A 17272-nucleotide genomic window follows, 5' to 3' on the forward strand; every position below is an offset into this window, starting at 1 on the left:
TTATTGCCTCATGTGAAATTTCAGATTACTAGCGTGATATTTCATAAGGGGAGGAATTATGACAATCGAACACACAACCACTGCCGAAGCTCTGCAGCGCCCATCCAGCAATCGCCGCTGGTGGATTGCCGGGCTGCTCGCGATCGGCGTTCTCGTCAATTATTTTGATCGGGTGAATCTCACCGTCGCCTCGCCGCTCATCCAGGATGAGTTTCACATCGGGCCGGCGGAGATGGGCATCCTGTTCAGCGCCTTCGGCTGGACCTACGGCTTCCTGCAAATCCCGGTGGGCATGCTGCTCGACCGTTTCGGTGTCCAGCGCGTGATGCGATGGAGCACTTTCTCCTGGGGCATTGCCTCGGTGATTACGGCCTTTTCGACGGGCATGTCGACGCTCTTTCTATCCCGCATGCTTCTCGGCGTGGCGGAGACCCCAGGCTTTCCGGCCAATTCCAAGGCGACGGGCTATTGGTTCCCGCGCCATGAACGCGGCCTCGCAACGGCTCTCTTCGATGCCGCCGCGAAGTTTTCCAACGTCATCGCCATCCCGCTGGTCGCCTTCCTGATGCTGCATTTCGGCTGGCGCGGCGGCTTCGTCGCCACAGCCATCATCAGCTTCGTCTTCTTCGCGATGTTCTGGCTATTCTATCGCGACCCCAGCGCCGACAAGAAGCTATCAACCGAAGAGCGGACCTATCTCAAGGCCGGCGGAGCCGCCCAGGAAGGCGAAGCTGCTGCCAATGCCGTCGGGATGCTCGGCTATCTCCTGCGCAATCGCAAGGTCTGGGGCCTTTCGATCGGCTTTGCCGCCTATGGCTACGCCTTCGCCCTCTTCATCTTCTGGCTGCCGGATTATCTGGTGAAGGAGATGCATATGGATATCCTGAAATCGGCAACCTTCACGACGATCCCGTGGATCTTCGCCACGGCCTCGGATCTGCTGATCGGCGGCTGGCTGATCGACCATCTCATCCGCAAGGGTCACGACGAATCGCAGGTTCGCAAGACGATCATCGTCTTCGGCATGCTGATGGGCCTTGCTGTTGTCGGCGCAGGGCTGACGGCCGATCCCTATTGGGCGATCTTCTGGATCACGGTTTCGCTGAGCGGGCTCGCGGCCGCCGCGCCGGCCGGCTGGTCCATCCCGTCGCTGATCGCGCCCAAGGGCGGTGCGGCCACCATCGGCGGCATCATGAACTTCCTCAACAGTGTGACCGGCATCGCCGCGCCGATCATCACCGGCTTCATCGTCGGCGCCACGCAATCCTTCAGCCGCGCCTTCCTTCTGGCCGGCGTCATGCTGGCAATCGGCATCGTCTCCTACGTCTTCGTCCTCGGCCGCATCGAGCAGATCCCCGATCCGAAGGCCTGATTTCGCCTAAAGACCAAGAAAGGTTTCCCATGAAAATCACCAATGCGAAGGTCATCGTCTGCTCGCCCGGCCGTAACTTCGTCACGCTCAAGATCGAGACGGACGAGGGCATTTACGGAATCGGCGACGCCACGGTGAACGGCCGCGAACTGGCCGTAGCCTCCTATCTCCAGGATCACCTCGTCCCCTGCCTGATCGGTCGCGACGCCTCGCAGATCGAGGACATCTGGCAGTATTTCTACAAGGGTGCCTATTGGCGCCGTGGTCCCATCACCATGGCAGCGATCGCCGCTGTCGACGTGGCGCTCTGGGACATCAAGGCCAAGGCGGCGAATATGCCGCTTTACCAGCTCCTCGGTGGCGCCAGCCGCACCCACATGCTGACCTATACCCACGCGAATGGCGAAACGATCGAAGAAACGGCCGACAAGGTTGCCGCCTTCAAGGAGGAAGGCTGGAAGGCGATCCGCGTGCAAAGCGCCGTCCCCGGCCTGCCGATCACTTACGGCGTGGAAAAAGTCGGCTCCCTGGCGCAAGCTGAGGACAAGCCGCGTGAGACGCTCTGGGACACGCCGGCCTATCTTCGTTTTCTGCCGCAGCTTCTCGACCATCTGCGTGATCGTTTCGGCTACGAACTGCATCTGCTGCATGACGTCCATCATCGCCTGACGCCGCAGGAAGCGGCGGGCCTTGCGAAGGAAGTCGAGCGTCACAAGCTCTTCTGGCTCGAAGATGCGGTTCCAGCCGAGAACCAGGAATCCTATCGTCTCATCCGCCAGCATTCGACCACGCCGCTCGCGCTCGGCGAGGTTTTCAACTCAATCCATGATTGCCGCCAGCTGATCCAGGAACAGCTGATCGACTATATCCGCACGACGCCGCTGCATGCAGGCGGCATCACCCATGTGCGGCGCATCGCCGATCTCGCCGGCCTCTACCACATCCGCACGGCCTGCCATGGTGCGGCCGACATGTCGCCGATCACCATGGGCGCGGCGCTGCATTTCGATCGCTGGGTGCCGAATTTCGGCATCCAGGAATATGCCTTCCATCCCGACGAAGCCAAGAATGTCTTTCCGCACGAATGGCACTTGAAGGATGGTTATCTCTATAGCGGCGAAAAGCCGGGACATGGCGTCGATATCGACGAGAAGGCGGCAGAGAAATACCCCTATAGACGCGCCTATCTCGATGTTGCACGGCTTTCGGACGGAACGCTCTGGAGCTGGTAATTTCCTGCGATCGGCCGGCTTTTCCAGGCCGGCCGATCGTCGTCAGTTGCCCTGACCTTCGCGGATACGATCGGCAAGATCGAGAAAATTCTGGCGCATGCGGCCCAACGTGAAATCAAGGCCGAACAGGCGGCCGGTATCGCTAAAGCTGATCGACTGGGCGGCCTCGGAATGTTGAAACACTTCGAAGGCTGCGGCAAGAGTACTATCGGCTTCGGTCAGGAGCTCTGAATCGATCTCGCCGCCGCTGCGCATAGCCTTCCCGCAAGCCTCGGCGAAGCCTGCCTGAGAGCGCAAAACCTGCGCGGCCTGCGGCCCGATGGCCTTCACCACCTCCGCCGGGAATGGCGTTTCCACCAGATGACTGACATAGGTCATGTCATTGCGGATACGCCACAGCGAGCGCGGGATGGCGTCGGATATGCCCTGCCTTGCGAGCCAAAGAGCCCGTTCGCGCTGCGCATCGGCCAGTAGCCCCTCGGCCGCCATAAGGGACTGTCGCAGCCCGATATTCGCCTCCGTCGCCGACACCGCCTCGCCCTTTTCCACGGCAGCCGCCAAAGTTCGCAGTATCTGTGCCGTCACATCGAGTGCCGATGCGAAGCGATCGAGCACGACGGTGCGTGACCGGGTCGGCAGGATGAACAGGCTGGCAAGGACGCCGACAACGCCTCCGAGCGTGATCTCGGCAATCCGGTCGATCATGAAGACCTCGACCGGAACCGCCTGGGAGTGGGTCAGCATGACGATCGCCGCGGTCAAGCCGGCATTACGCAGGCGCGGTGCGCGCATCGAGGCGAAGCTGGCGATCCCGACGACGAAAATAAGGGCGATCCCGATGGCTAGCGGCTCGTGCGGCGTCAGCAATACCGCTGCGCCGCCAAGCACTGCGCCGGCGATCGTCGCTACCAGACGGTCGACAGCCATGCCGGCCGTGGCACCGACCGATGTCTGCATGACGATCAGCACCGTGAAGACGGCCCAATAGCCCTGCTGAAGATTGAGGAACTGGGTGATGCTGTAGGTAACCGTGCAGGCAATCATCACCCGCAGCGCCTGTATCGCCGCGCGTTTAGTCTGGATCAACGAGGTTTTCGGCGGAGACGGAGGCCCGCTTTGACGAGATTCCGGCTCGGTCATCGCGCAACTTTCCGCATGGAAACGTGTTTTGACAATGGCCGCTCGGGTCTTGCCCCTCCCTGCTGCAGCGCAGACGCTATGGACAGCATCCGGCTTCCACCATGGCAGCATTTCTTGCGATGTGGAAGAAGCGCGGACTGGGACACCTGCCCCATTCCACGCCTTTGTCATGTCCGCAAATAGCGCGCTGCCGCGGTTAGTGAACAGCCGTGCTGATCAACCGGTACGGATGGGTTACCTTGAAGTGCGAGATGACTTCGCTCGCCTGCTGGAATACCTTATCAGCGTTCTCGGGATCTTCGTGGGCGAGCTCATCAGCGTTGATGCGGATCGCTTCCGCCATATTGCGTGAAAATTCCGCAAACTTCTGGTCGCCTTCGACCAGTGCCTCGCGCGCAGCACCTTCCAATGTCCGGGCGACATCGATCAGGATTTCCTCGCGCTCTTCCGCGCTCAGGGTTTCGATAGATTTCGTTCTGTCTTCCATTTTGATCACTCACTCCAATTAGACGTGACGGTGACCGAGCTCATGAAGCCTCGGTAACCTACAGCTAAGAAGGGAGAAATCCGGATACAAGATCTTGAAATTTCAACCGGCGTACCGTGCCTCCAACATATCCAGCTCCCGCACGAGCTTGGTCGCGATTTCGTTGCCGAGCTGCTTTGCCCGGAGCTTTCGAAAGATCTCGCTACGCTCGGCCCGGACTGCCGCCAGTCGTAATTCCATCTCGATGCGGGTCATACGCTTGGAGAGTTCCAGCTCTTCGCCCTCGCCGGATTGATTACGGATACGTTCGCGGTAGAGCTCCATCACTCTCGACGCCACGTCCACATAGAGGTCGGCATCGTCATGGCCCTTCGACAATGAATGCTGAAGACGCGCTATTTCTGTGATCGCCGCTCTGGCTGCATCGACCCTGGCCGCCGCCTCGTCCTCCTCATGCTTGGTATCTTTCGGAAGTTCGAGATTCCTGAGCAATGGCGGCAGGAAGAGCGCTGCCGTTATCAACGACATGATGATCACGCCCATGGCAAGGCAAATAGCGAGATCACGAGCGGGAAATGGTGAGCCATCGCTCATCGCGAGAGGCAAGGTCAGCACACCGGCAAGCGTGATGGCGCCGCGAACACCCGCAAACGAGAAGGCCGCCAGAATACGCCAGTTCGGGGATGTCTGCCGCTGCCGCCTCTGGCGGAAAAGCGTCAGATGAAGCGACAGCCAGACCCAGGTGAAGCGTAGCGCGACAAGACCGAAGGTGAGCCCGACAACATAGGCCGCGAGCCACCAGAATTCGTTATGCCCCGTCACCTGAACCGTTGCGGAGGCTCTTGCCGCGATCGAAGGAAGCTGCTCGCCGAGAAGCACGAAGATGGTGCCGTTCGCGGCGAACTGGATCATGTCCCATACCGCGCGCTGGCGAACGCGGGTTGCCGCCATCGCGCGCCCGGAATTCTCAACCACGCTCATGGTCGTCCCGGCCGAAACCGCAGCCAGAATGCCGGAGCAATGAACCTGTTCCGCGAGCAGATAGGCCGCAAAGGGTATGAGGATGCTGACCAGAATCTGCGAACCGCTCTCTTCGCCATAACGCAGCGAAACTCGCGTGCTCAGCCAGGTGATGGCCCAGGTGACGCTGACGCCGATCGCCAGGCCACCAATCGCAGTCCAGAGGAAGCTCAGCGTGGCGTCGTAGAGCGAGAAACTGCCCGTCAGCGCCGCGGCAATCGCAAATCTGAGGCAGACAAGGCCCGATGCATCATTCAGAAGGGATTCTCCCTCAAGTATGTGCATCATCCGGGGCGGGATCGGCACCCTTTGCGCGATTGCCGAAACGGCAATGGGGTCGGTCGGGGAGATGACGGCCGCCAGCGCGAAGGCAACTGGAAGCGGCATCGCAGGGATCATCCAATGAACGAGGAGGCCGGCGCCGACGACGGTAAAGATCACCAGCCCCAGGGCCAGCTCCACGACGATGTTCATGTCCTGCCGGAGTTCGTCGGCCGGAATCCGCCACCCGTCCAGGAAAAGCAGCGGCGGCAGAAACAACAGAAAAAAGATCTCGGGGTCCAGTCTCACGCTGAGATTGGCCGACAGCCCGATGACTGCTCCAAGCGCAATCTGAATAAGCGGCAGCGGCAGGACAATCGGTATTGCGCGGCAAAGTGCGCCACTAACGACAATCGCCAGGAGAAGGACGAGAGTCGTGGTGATGATTTCCATTATGTTGCCCTCTGCTCCGTATGCCCTGCAACCTTCGCCATCTGCCGCCGAATGCCCTTTGTTCCAAGCCGCCCGAAATGAGAAGGAACGTTGAAGGCGACCGGCTATTTGGTCACTGCAGTCTGCCTTTTGCGATCACAAGAGCAAGTTCAAAACGAACCGCGTTCGCCGAAACGGCAAACTTCAGGATCAGACAGATAGGATGAGCAACGTGACTGGCAATTGAGAGAGGTCTTATCAACGCCTTGGACATGGGGTTGGGCCGCCCGCAGAAGGCGACCCCACCTCAAATAGTCTCTATAGATGATCGGGCGAAGCCCTCGGAAAGTTCAGTAGTGCAGCTTCGGAGCATGGAGGAAACCTATTCGGCCGCCACTGCGACTGTGCCTTCTGCCTCCTCCAGCGCGCGCACCAGCGGAATGACCTGCTTACCGAAATACTCCACCTCTTCCTGAAAATGCAGGAAGCCGAGCAGGATCAGATCCGCACCCGCCTGCTTCAGGCGAACGATCCGTTCGGCCACCTGCTGCGGCGTACCGATGAGGTTCGAGCGGAAGCCATCATTATACTGCACCAAATCTTCAAAACTGGATTTCGCCCAATTCCCCTCGCCTTCGGGTGAGGACTTGCCGGCGTTCTTCACCTCGTGCCCGAAGGCCTTCACCGCTTCGGGATTGGCCTTCTCGATGATCTCCGCGAGAACGGCTTTCGCCTCTTCCTCGGTATCTCGTACAATGGCAAAGGCGTTGACGCCGACGCGCACATGATGACCGTTGTCTCTCGCCTTTGATTGGATATCCTCGACCTGCTTGGCGATTTCCTCCGGCGTATTGCCATTGGTGAAGTACCAATCCGACACGCGCGAGGCCATGTCGCGCGCCGCGCGCGACGAGCCGCCCTGGAAGATCTCCGGCTGCGGGTCGATCGGCTTCGGCTTCAGCGAGTAGTCGGTGAAGCGATAGAAATCGCCGCGGAAGGTGAAGCTTTCCTCTGTCCAGATACCGCGCAGCGCGCGGATGAACTCCTCGGAGCGACGATAGCGCTCATCATGATCGAGCCAGGGCTCGCCGATGGCATGGAACTCGCCGCGGAACCAGCCGCTGACGATGTTGACGGCAACGCGGCCGTTGGTGAGATGGTTGATCGTGGCAATCTGCTTGGCTGCAAGCGCGGGAGCCCACGGCCCCGGCAGGAGGGCGGCAATCACCTTCAGCCGTGTCGTCGCCTCCAGCAGCGAATGACTGAAAGCAACCGATTCATGTTGATATTCGGCGCCGTAGCCGGCGGTGAAGCGGATCTGGCTCAGCGCATAGTCGAAACCATTGGCTTCGGCGATCTGTGCAAGCTTGCGATTGTAGTCGATTGTCCAGCTCGTACGCTGCTCGATGTTCGAAATGACGAGTCCGCCGGAGACATTTGGCACCCAGTAGGCAAACTTCAAAGGCTCTCTGTTTACATCGCTCATTGACATCTCCCGGTTTGAAGGCTCTTCAGCCGAGCAGCAAGATCGAGGTCCCGCAGCTCACTCGGACATACTCTATAGATTTTATGGCATATCGAACATACTCATGCCAAGTTTCGCCCATTTCGGGAAAAAGCTGCCTCGTTAAGCCTCAACGATGTGAGCAGTGAAGTGCATGGCTGACATTTGATCTCCAGGAGACACCGACGGGAATCGCCGGGAAGGCGCTACGATCAGAATGTCGGCCCGGCTGCGCCGCCGTTCAGGGTGAAGTAAGCGTAGGCCGCTATGAAAAACGCGACAATGATAATGATCGCCAGCAAACGCTTCAGCCACGGAGGCGTTTGTCTCGGTGGCTTCGGCTTGGGACGGCGCTCAAATTTGACAACATTATCAGACATGAGCAATCGATTAGCGAAGATCAGGCGATTTGCCAATCAGGAACCGGTGTCAGCGAGGTGAGCTTTCTACAATTGACCTAATAAAACTGCTCACCTGTTTAAAGTCTTCGGAACCTGCGGCGCATCAGGGGCGGTGCCAGCAAGTTCTCCGCCAATGTTGGGATTTAGAAAAACATGCATCGAACTCGAATTGCTAGGGCAAGCGAGCGGGCATTTGAACGTATTTATCTAACCCCAAAGGTGCCTTGTTGAATATCCTGAATAAAATCCGCCCGTGGACTGCCCAGCAGCGTGCGTTGATCGTTCCTTTCCCGACAGAACAAGACCTGGCAGAACGCAAATCGAAAACGACGGCCACCGATGGTCCGATCGTTGCATTTTTCACCGAAGGCAGTTTTTACGAACAGGAAAAGGAGCGCATGTCGCGCTCCGCCGAACGGATCGGCCTCAAGGTACAAGCGACGGCATTACAGAGTGCCGGCAGCTGGGTGTTGAACGCCGGCCTGAAACCAGGTTTTCTGTTGCAGGAAAGGGAAAGGCTGCACGGCCCACTGCTCTATGTCGACGTCGATGCTGTCTTTCACCGCAATCCCTGGCCGGAACTTCACAAGCTCGATTGCGATATCGCCGCCTACTACGAAGGCAATCAACGCCTGATCAGCGCGACCATCCTCATCAACGACACGCCCGCGGCCGCGCAGCTGCTGGAACGCTGGCGGCAGGGATGCCTTGCCAATCCAGAGATGTGGGATCAGCTCGTTCTTGAGCAGATCATAGCCGAGGATGCGGCGAGCGCCCTTCCGCTGTTCCGCGTGGTGAAGCTGCCCGCATCCTTCTGCTGGATCTTCGATCGCGTCGAGAATGGAGCCGTCAGCCAGGTCTTCATCGAACAGCTCCAGGCGAGCCGGGAGGCGACAAAGCGCAAGCGCTGGTTCGGCCGCATCGGCAAGCGCCTGAAGCGCCGGCGCGACCGGGTCGAAGACATAGAGCGTATCTTGAACAACTACAGCTGAGCCGACAATCGCGGGCTCAAATCACAGCATGTCGTCCAGGCTCCAATGGTTGTTCCAGCGGGCGTCGATCTCGTCATTGACGTTCTGATAGCGGATGTCGGTGGAGAGGCGCAGACGGTGGCCCTTGTCCTGGTTTGTGGTCGAGGCATGAATCATGAAAGGCGAATGGAGCATGATGTCGCCGGCTTCATAGTCGGCGGTCAGCCAGCGGGTGTCGAAACGCTCCGCCATCTCAGGCAGGTCCTTCGATACCCATCCGCCCTCGGTCATGTTGCGATTATAGGCACTTACGCGTTCCTCGGGGCTGAGATCGCCGTTCCGCTCGTTGAACTCACGCTCCATCCTCGCGCCGATTGCGTGCGATCCCTCGAGATAGGTCAGGCCGCCCATTTCAGCAGGGATATCGCCGATGGGAATCCACGATGTCACAACCCTGCTTGTGCCGCCACGCAGATAGACGAGATCATAATGCGCCGGCGTCGCAATCGTCGTCCCGGGCCGGACATGGCGCATGATCTTGCGCTTGTGCAGATAGGAAATGCCAGCCAGGAATTCGTCCATGAAGCGGGCCATGCGGGGTTGTGTACAGAAGCCCTCATAGGCCACCGAACGCACCAGAGACATCAGATAACGATCCACGGCCCTATTGTCCGGCGCGATCGCTGAGGCGATCCCATCCCGCGGATCTGTTCCCGGTGCAATCAATCCGGTGTTGGCCAGATGACCGAACACCCAGCCACGGAATTCGATGACCTCGCGTCGCGGCAGGAAGCCCTTGAGCCAGACATAGCCATTCTCTTCATAGAGGTGGCGGATTGCCGCGACGCCGATGCCGGGATCGGTGGGAGTGAGATCACCGAGCCGATTTGGTGCCGTCGACAGGATTTTACCGTTGGCAACAAGGCTGAAGCTTTCCTCATCGCCTTGCGTCGTCTGCATGGAAATCGACATTTCACTCACCAGAAATCTGAATTGAAGACCAGTTGAATCTAGCTGTTGAAACTGATTTTCTACATGGAGGAAAATAATACTGGACTTTTCGCTCATCATGAAAACGACGAATGCGATCTATCGCTCGCCCCTCGCGACCATGGGAGGGCTGGCTGTTACCGGCAGCGGCAGGCAGCATGTCACGCATTCGGTGAAGGCACGAAAATTGCCGAACTATGCTGTCGTCCTGGTGGAGCATGGCCAAGGGTTCCTCGAAACCGAGGCCGTCGGCCGGCAGAGCGTGAAGGGGCCGGCCCTCTTCTGGCTCTTTCCAAATCGCCAACATTCATATGGGCCGGATGAGGATGGCTGGAGCGAGCGATGGGCTCTTTTCGAGGGCTCTGTGGTGCGCGACTTCCTGCGTCTGCGGCTGATCAGCGAACAATCTCCGCTCATCCCCCTCCGCAATCTCGATCGCGTGCAGCGTCTGTTCAGCGGCCTTCACGCCGATCTCCTGGAGGACACCAATCTCGCCAGAGCCTCAGCTGCATCGGCGCTGCACCAGATCGTCATTCTGTCAGCCCGCCAACCGAGCGGAACAACCCTTTCTCCGCAAGAAGGGCCTGATATCGTCGAGATCATCGAGGCCTTGCGCAGGCGAGCGACGGAGCCTCTGGACATGGCGGCCTTCGCCGCCGAATACGGCATATCGTCCGCAACGCTGCGCCGGAAGGTGGCGGCGGAAGTCGGGCTGCCGCCGAAAGGCTTCCAGCTTCGGGTGCGCATGGACCACGCCAAGGAACTGCTGGCGACGACGGATGACAAGATCGAGATCATCGCCTCCAGGATCGGGTTCGACGATGCATTCTACTTCTCGCGGCTGTTTCACGAGCGGGAAAACTGCACGCCGCGCGAGTTCCGTGCCCGCTACCGAACAAGCTGATCGACCAAAGCCGCCGTCTACGCCTCACCATCCCGGCCGGCAGGACCACGCTCCAAATTTCGCCGACGCCACGCCGCTGGCGCCTCCCCCATCCGCTTGCGGAAAAAGCGCGAAAAATAGGCCGGATCCTCGAACCCCACCTCGCGGCCGATATCCTCGACAGAGCGGATGGTGAACATCAATAGTCGCTTGGCCTCCAGCAGCCGCCGCTCGAGCAGCATCTCCTTGACGGTGAGCCCGAAAACCTCGCGACATGCCTTGTCAAGCAGATGCGGCGTCGTCGCAAGCAGCTCGACATAGCGGCCAACCGGCCAATCGCTCTTGTAATGCCGATCGATGGCGCTGCGCAGCGACAAGGCAAGGGTGACTGTGGGGGAAGCTGACGGCAAGGCGGCGCTGCCGCCGAGCCTGCTCATCAGAGACAGTACGACCCCGATCAATCCCAGCATGACTTTTTCGCTTTGTCCGCCACGCTCTCTGTATTCGAAGCTGATCATCTCCAGCAGCACACCAAGCTTCTGCCAGGAGGGATCCTCTGGCCGGCCTGTCAGAAACGTCGGCATGTCCAGGCTGAGATCCACCTGGGGCGCGAGCGCCTTCAGCGTATCGTCTGATACGGATACGACAATGGCATCCGATTGATCGTCAACCTCGAATCCGTGGATGATATTGCTCGGAATGAAACTGATGGTCGGAGCGGAAAAATTCCAAGTCCGATCCTCGATCCGGTAATGACCGCCGCCCTTGTACCAATAGGTGATCTGCCCCATCGACGGATGTTTGTGGGACGCCACATGCCCAAAATGCAGCGTTTTCCGGTCCATGACCGTTTCGACATGCAGGAATCCGACGTCGAGCGCGCGGCTTGGCTCGCCATAGACAAAGAAATTCGGGATCTCGTTTTTCTGCGACATGCCGGAAAAAGTACCAGCGAATTGCCTCCTTTGTCCATGGCCGCGGCAGCAGCGGAGACGTAGCATCGGTCAAGATCTCAAGGGAGGAATACGAGATGCGAGCTGAAGATCACCGCGGCGACAAGACCCGCCCATTTACCGGCGCCGAATATCTGGAAAGCCTGCGCGATGGCCGCGAAGTCTACATCAACGGCGAACGCATCGCCGATGTGACCACCCATCCGTCCATGCGCAATTCCGCCCGCTCGATCGCGCGCATGTACGACGCGCTGCATGACGAAAAGTCCAAGGCACGTCTGACATCGCCGACCGATACCGGATCGGGCGGCTACACGCACAAATATTTCCGCGTGGCGAAATCCTCCGCAGAACTCGTCGCCCAGCAGGGCGCTATCGCCGACTGGGCGCGCATGTCCTACGGCTGGATGGGCCGCACGGCCGACTACAAGGCAGCCCTCATGAACACGCTCGGCGCCAATGCCGACTGGTATGGGCCGTTCAAGGACAACGCGCTTTCCTGGCACAAGCGTGCTCAGGAATCCGTGCTCTTCATGAACCACGCGATCGTCAATCCGCCGATCGATCGCCACAAGCCGGCCGATGCCGTCAAGGATGTTTTCGTCCACATCACCAAGGAGACCGATGCCGGCATCTATGTCTCGGGCGCCAAGGTGGTGGCGACATCCTCGGCCCTCACCCACTATAATTTCCTCGCGCAGAGCTCGGCAACCGTGACGGAAGACCCGTCACTATCGGTCATGTTCATCGTTCCGATGAATGCGCCCGGGATCAAGATGTTCTGCCGCGTCTCGTACGAGCAAACAGCCAATACCGTGGGACATCCCTTCGACTATCCGCTGTCGTCGCGTTTCGACGAGAACGACGCGATCCTGGTGCTCGACAATGTCTTCGTGCCCTGGGAGGACGTGCTGGTGCTGCGCGACGCGGCCAAGATCCTCTCGTTCCATCCGGCCTCCGGCTTCATGCACGGCTATTGCTTCCAGGGCTGCACGCGCTTTGCCGTCAAGCTCGATTTCCTCGCCGGGCTGCTCGCGAAGGCGCTGCGCGCGACGGGTGGCGATGCCTTCCGCGGCAATCAGGCCGCACTCGGCGAAGTGATCGCGCTGCGCCACATGTTCTGGTCGTTCTCCAATGCCATGGCCTACAATCCTCAGCCCTGGGCTAACGGCGCGGTACTGCCGAACATGGAGGCCGCCCTTTCCTACCGCACCTTCATGTCGGAGGCCTATCCGCGTGTCATTGAGACCGTACGCAAGGTCGTTGCCTCCGGCCTTATCTACCTGCCCTCGTCGGCCAAGGATTTCAGCAACCCGGAGATCGATCGCTATCTCGCCCAATATGTGCGCGGCTCCGACAATATGGGCCATGTCGAGCGCATCAAGATCATGAAGCTATTGTGGGACGCCACAGGCACGGAATTCGGCGGGCGACACGCTCTTTACGAGCTCAACTATGCCGGCGCGCCGGAGGAAGTCCGGCTGCAGGTGCTGAAAGGCGCCGAGCGCGGCGGCCGGTTGAGGGAGATGGAGGCGCTCGTCGATCGCTGCATGAGCGACTACGACGAAAACGGCTGGACCGGAGATACCTGGCTTCCGCCGCTTGGGCAAACCTCCCCCATCCGCAACGCCGCCGAATGAGGGCTTTGCGATGGAGGAGCAACTCTCGAAAAGCGAATTCCGCAACGCGATGGCGCGGGTCTGCGCGCCGGTCAACGTGATCACGACAAATGGCCCTGCCGGCCGTGGCGGCTTCACCGCCACCGCCATGTGCAGTGTCACCGACGAGCCGCCGACGCTGCTCGTCTGCATGAACAGCCGTTCGGCGCAAACCGGCCTCTTCTTCGAAAACCGCCGCTTCTGCGTCAATGTCCTGACGCAGGAACACAAGGAACTGGCCGGCTATTTCGCCGGCCAGCGTGCCGAGATGGAAGAGCGTTACGCTGCCGCGAATTGGATCGATTTCCGCTCCGGCAGCCAGGCGCTATCGGATGCGATCGTCTCCTTCGATTGCCGCCTGACGGAAGCGCGGCTGGTCGGCACGCATCACATCTTCATCGGCGAGGTCATCGATATCCGCAGCCGCAAGGATGGGCATGCACTGCTCTATTTCGACCGCAACTATGTGCACGTGCCGACGCAGGCAGGGAGTTTCGGCGGCTGAGTGCAAGACTACCAAAGAACGTGAAACGAATGGGGATGCAGTGAAGCACGGCATCCCCATCACGTCTTGCAAAGTGTCACTATCTCGTCAGGCAGCAGCATCTCCAAGATAGAGACGATGAAGCTGCGCCGGATCATTGGCGAGCGTGGCGCAATCGCCGTCATAGACGATGCCACCTCTGCGCAGCACATAGGCGCGGTCGCCGATCGCAAGGGCAAGGGCCGCGAACTGCTCGACCAGAATAACCGCCATGCCGGCATCAGCCAGTTGCCGGACCGCCCGCATCAGGCGGCTGACGATGACCGGCGCCAGGCCGGACGACATTTCATCGATCATGACCACCTTCGGCCGTGTCAGCAACGATCGGGCGATGACAAGCATCTGTTGCTCGCCGCCGGACAGCATGCCGGCCTTGATATCGCGACGTTGACGCAGCTCCGGAAACAGGTCGTAAGCCTCCTGCAGATCTGCGCCGGGATCGAGCGCGACCTTGAGATTTTCTTCGGTCGTCATCTCCGGAAAGACGGCACGTCCCTGCTCGACATGGCTGATGCCGGCACGGGCACGCAGGCCCGCGCGCAATTTCAGAAACTCCGTGCCATCCAACGAGGCCGACCCCGACGCTGCCGGAATGATGCCAGAGAGGCTTTCGAGCAGCGTGGTCTTACCGGCCCCATTGGAGCCAAGGAGAACGCTGATTTCTCCGCTCGAAACGGCAAGATCCACGCCGCGAACGACAGGGATGCCGGATCGGTTGACGACGAGACCTTTGATGGAAAGCGCGGTCATTCGGCGGCCTCCTCAAGTTCGATGCCCATATAGGCTTTCTGGACGATCGGCATGGCGAGAACGCTCTGCGGCGCGCCATTGGCGATCACGCGTCCGAAATCGAACACCGTAATCACAGAGCAGGCCCGCCGCACCAGATCCATGTCATGCTCGATCAGAAGTACGGCACTGCCGAACGCCTCGGGAATGGCGGCAATCCGTTCGCCGAGCCTGACAGCATCGGCGTAGGATTGGCCGGCGGCCGGCTCGTCGAGAAGGATGACGGGCGGCCGCGATGCGACCACGCCGGCAACATCGAGCAGCCGCCGTGTACCCGCATCGACCGAAGCGATGGGTGTATCGGCCGGTGGGCAATCGAACCATTGCAGGATGGCGGAAAGCTCGTCGTCGCTAATGGCGCCGGCCGCAAGTCGCACATAGTTGCCAACGCTGAGTTCCGGCGCGATGCGCGTGGTCTGCCACGTACGGCGGATGCCCAGCCGGGCGCGGCTCGTGGCGGAAAGGCCTTCCAGAGGTTTGCCATTCAGCTTCACCGAGCCATCATAGCCAGCGAGAAATCCGGCGATAGCATCGACCATGGTCGACTTCCCAGCGCCGTTCGGGCCGACAAGGCCAACGACCGTGCCTGCCGGCACCTGCAGATTGACCTTGTCCAGCGCGACGACGGCGCCATAGCGGACCGTGAGATCGCTGACCTCAAGCGCTAGCCCTGGTTCGTGCACACCGGCAGCCGGAAGATGGCTCGATCGCCTATGCGTGCAGGCTGCAAGGCGCTTGGGAAGCAGTTTGCGCGCAAGCCGTGCCCAAGTCTCGCTGATGGTTTCGCCCGAGGAAAGGGCATGTACGGCGCCGATTGCGAAGAAGACATTGCCGACATCCTGCGGCAGGTTGAGCCTGCGCAGCAGTTCGGGAAACAACGTGATCAACATGCCGCCGATGACAGCCCCGAGGGTGAAATGTGCGCCGACCATCGTCGCGACCGCGAAGAGCGCCAGGGATTGCATCATCGAGAAGTTTTCCGAGACCAGTGTCCCGAGATAGCCGGCGAGCAAACCGCCCGACACGCCGGAAATGAAGGCGCTGATCGCAAAGGCGCTTAGCTTTGCGCGAGGAATGGAGATGCCATGTGCCGCCGCCGCCCGCTCCGAGTGTCGGACCGCGAGCCAGGAGGCGCCGAGCCGCGATCGGCTGACGAATTCGAGCGCCACGGCGATCACGCCGTAAGTCAGAAGCACGAAGATGAAGAAGCCGTAGTCGCTCTCAAAGAGCGCGGGACGGACCACCTGCGTAAACGTCGTCTGCCCCGGAAAGGTAATCGTCGCGAGCACCGTATCGAAAGCCGCGGCAAAACCGAGAGTGACGATCGCCAGGTTGATGCCGCGCAATCGGAGCGCCGGCAGGCCGATGGCGATGCCGACAGGCACGGCTGCGAGACCACCGATGACCATCCAGACGACAAGGCCGCCGGGCGCCTCGATGACGTTCAGATATCCCGTCACCCAGGCACCGACCCCTGCAAAGGACATCTGGCAAAGCGAGATCATGCCGGTGCGCCCGGCGACGAGGCCGAGGCTCTGCAGGGCAATGCCCGTTATGAAAACCGCGGTCAGCAGAAACACCCAATATTTGGGCAGCAGCAAAAGAACGAGTACGCCGATGGCGGCAAGCGACAGGGCGGTAACGGCGGCTGCGCGGAAACTAGCGTGCTTCATCCCAGCGGGCTCCTCTTTGCGACCACAGGAGGACAGCAAGAATGACGATAAACGGAACGGTGCTGCGATACTGACTGATGAAATCGACAGCGCTGACGGCGCCTTCCAATATGCCGATCGTCACGCCACCCAAAAGGGCCGCGCGAAAGCTGGCGAAGGCGCCGATCAGGGCCGCGGCCAGAGCCGGCACAACAAGCAGGCTCAACGAAGCAAAATCGGGAGAGCGCAGCGGCGCAATAATCATCAGGGCGAAGGAGGTCACAGCACCAGTCACTACCCAAACGCCGAGCGCCAAAAGCCTTACCCGAATGCCGATGAGCTCGGCCGCCATAGGCCGCTGCGACAGCGCCCGCAATTGCAGCCCGATCCGCGTGCGAGCCAGAAATTGCTCTGTCAATACGGTGAAGACGATGGCGAGAACCAAGGTCGTGACAGCGGCCCAAGTCACCTCGACGCCGGCGAGACGGAAGGCCGACCCGGAAATCAGCTCGGGGAAGTTATGCGGATGCTGGCCACCGGTCAGCCGCAGTCCGAGGGCGATGATGCCGACCAGAAGAGCGGCCGTCACCGCCGCCTTGGTGGAGGCATTGGCGTTTGCAAACCATGTGGTCATCACGAGGCCGATCAGAACGCCGGCGAATGCACCGGCGGCGATGCCCAACAACACCGCCGGCAACAGTGGCATGCCGGCCTCATGCAGCGCGACCATGATGAAGGTGCCCATGGCACCAATCGCGGCGCCTGTGAAGTTCACCACGGCCACCAGACGATAGGTGAAAATGGCGCAGACCCCCAGGATGGCATAGGCACCACCTGCGGAAAGACCAGCCACAGCGGCTGTAAATAGAGCGTTCATTGCAGAACTCCGGAAGCGGGCAAATCTTGCCTCGCCAGATCAGATCGTCGCATCGAGGCCGATGCCCGATCCTGCCCTTCGAATGCAGGATCGGGCACGAGAGCCA

At 60.2% G+C, this 17272-nt stretch carries 15 protein-coding genes; 6 read left to right on the forward strand and 9 right to left on the reverse strand.

Annotated elements, in window-relative coordinates; all coding sequences use genetic code 11:
* The first annotated feature begins 58 nt into the window (after positions 1–58).
* Positions 59–1372 (forward strand): MFS transporter, encoded by a 1314-nt coding sequence (locus tag A6U86_RS16655; RefSeq protein WP_068393281.1) that lies wholly within the window; start codon positions 59–61, stop codon positions 1370–1372.
* 29 nt (positions 1373–1401) lie between these two features.
* Positions 1402–2604 (forward strand): D-mannonate dehydratase ManD, encoded by a 1203-nt coding sequence (gene manD, locus A6U86_RS16660; RefSeq protein WP_068393284.1) that lies wholly within the window; start codon positions 1402–1404, stop codon positions 2602–2604.
* 42 nt (positions 2605–2646) lie between these two features.
* Here the strand turns inward: manD and A6U86_RS16665 are convergent, their stop codons facing one another.
* The 4 genes from A6U86_RS16665 to sfnG form a co-directional block, all read right to left on the reverse strand.
* Positions 2647–3690, reverse strand: a complete 1044-nt coding sequence (locus tag A6U86_RS16665) for an FUSC family protein (protein ID WP_068394044.1) — start codon at positions 3688–3690, stop codon at positions 2647–2649.
* 250 nt (positions 3691–3940) lie between these two features.
* The gene (locus tag A6U86_RS16670) at positions 3941–4231 is read right to left on the reverse strand and encodes a hypothetical protein (RefSeq protein WP_068393287.1); all 291 of its coding nucleotides are present in this window, start codon (positions 4229–4231) and stop codon (positions 3941–3943) included.
* Positions 4232–4333: 102 nt separating this feature from the next.
* Positions 4334–5965, reverse strand: a complete 1632-nt coding sequence (locus A6U86_RS16675) for a Na+/H+ antiporter (RefSeq protein ID WP_068393290.1) — start codon at positions 5963–5965, stop codon at positions 4334–4336.
* 361 nt (positions 5966–6326) lie between these two features.
* Entirely contained in the window at positions 6327–7436 is a 1110-nt protein-coding gene (sfnG, locus tag A6U86_RS16680; protein ID WP_068393293.1) for a dimethylsulfone monooxygenase SfnG, read from the reverse strand.
* Positions 7437–8076: 640 nt separating this feature from the next.
* Between sfnG and A6U86_RS16685 the strand changes: the two genes are divergently transcribed.
* On the forward strand, positions 8077–8841 hold the full coding sequence (locus A6U86_RS16685; protein WP_068394046.1) for a putative nucleotide-diphospho-sugar transferase: 765 nt from the start codon (positions 8077–8079) through the stop codon (positions 8839–8841).
* 21 nt (positions 8842–8862) lie between these two features.
* Here A6U86_RS16685 and A6U86_RS16690 read toward each other — a convergent pair whose 3' ends face one another.
* The gene (locus A6U86_RS16690; protein WP_068393296.1) at positions 8863–9792 is read right to left on the reverse strand and encodes a phytanoyl-CoA dioxygenase family protein; all 930 of its coding nucleotides are present in this window, start codon (positions 9790–9792) and stop codon (positions 8863–8865) included.
* 97 nt (positions 9793–9889) lie between these two features.
* Here A6U86_RS16690 and A6U86_RS16695 point away from each other — a divergent pair, with 97 nt between their 5' ends.
* A complete protein-coding gene (locus tag A6U86_RS16695; protein WP_068393299.1) occupies positions 9890–10714 on the forward strand; it encodes an AraC family transcriptional regulator in 825 nt (274 codons plus the stop codon).
* Positions 10715–10731: 17 nt separating this feature from the next.
* On the opposite strand, the gene A6U86_RS16700 is transcribed toward A6U86_RS16695, so the two are convergent.
* On the reverse strand, positions 10732–11628 hold the full coding sequence (locus A6U86_RS16700; protein WP_068393302.1) for a helix-turn-helix domain-containing protein: 897 nt from the start codon (positions 11626–11628) through the stop codon (positions 10732–10734).
* Positions 11629–11723: 95 nt separating this feature from the next.
* Here A6U86_RS16700 and A6U86_RS16705 point away from each other — a divergent pair, with 95 nt between their 5' ends.
* Both A6U86_RS16705 and A6U86_RS16710 read left to right on the forward strand, forming a co-directional pair.
* Entirely contained in the window at positions 11724–13286 is a 1563-nt protein-coding gene (locus tag A6U86_RS16705) for a 4-hydroxyphenylacetate 3-hydroxylase N-terminal domain-containing protein (protein ID WP_068393305.1), read from the forward strand.
* Positions 13287–13296: 10 nt separating this feature from the next.
* On the forward strand, positions 13297–13809 hold the full coding sequence (locus A6U86_RS16710; protein ID WP_068393308.1) for a flavin reductase: 513 nt from the start codon (positions 13297–13299) through the stop codon (positions 13807–13809).
* Between the two features lie 87 nt (positions 13810–13896).
* On the opposite strand, the gene A6U86_RS16715 is transcribed toward A6U86_RS16710, so the two are convergent.
* The 3 genes from A6U86_RS16715 to A6U86_RS16725 are packed head-to-tail and all read right to left on the reverse strand — an operon-like array spanning position 13897 to position 17166.
* Positions 13897–14598, reverse strand: a complete 702-nt coding sequence (locus A6U86_RS16715) for an ABC transporter ATP-binding protein (RefSeq protein WP_068393311.1) — start codon at positions 14596–14598, stop codon at positions 13897–13899.
* Positions 14595–16310, reverse strand: coding sequence for an ATP-binding cassette domain-containing protein (locus A6U86_RS16720; protein ID WP_068393314.1), 1716 nt, complete (start codon positions 16308–16310; stop codon positions 14595–14597). Before A6U86_RS16720 ends, A6U86_RS16715 begins: the two co-directional genes overlap by 4 nt.
* On the reverse strand, positions 16297–17166 hold the full coding sequence (locus A6U86_RS16725) for a branched-chain amino acid ABC transporter permease (protein WP_068393318.1): 870 nt from the start codon (positions 17164–17166) through the stop codon (positions 16297–16299). Before A6U86_RS16725 ends, A6U86_RS16720 begins: the two co-directional genes overlap by 14 nt.
* Between the last annotated feature and the right edge of the window lie 106 nt (positions 17167–17272).

The sequence above is a fragment of the Rhizobium sp. AC27/96 genome, from assembly GCF_001692325.1.
Classification (GTDB): Bacteria; Pseudomonadota; Alphaproteobacteria; order Rhizobiales; family Rhizobiaceae; genus Rhizobium.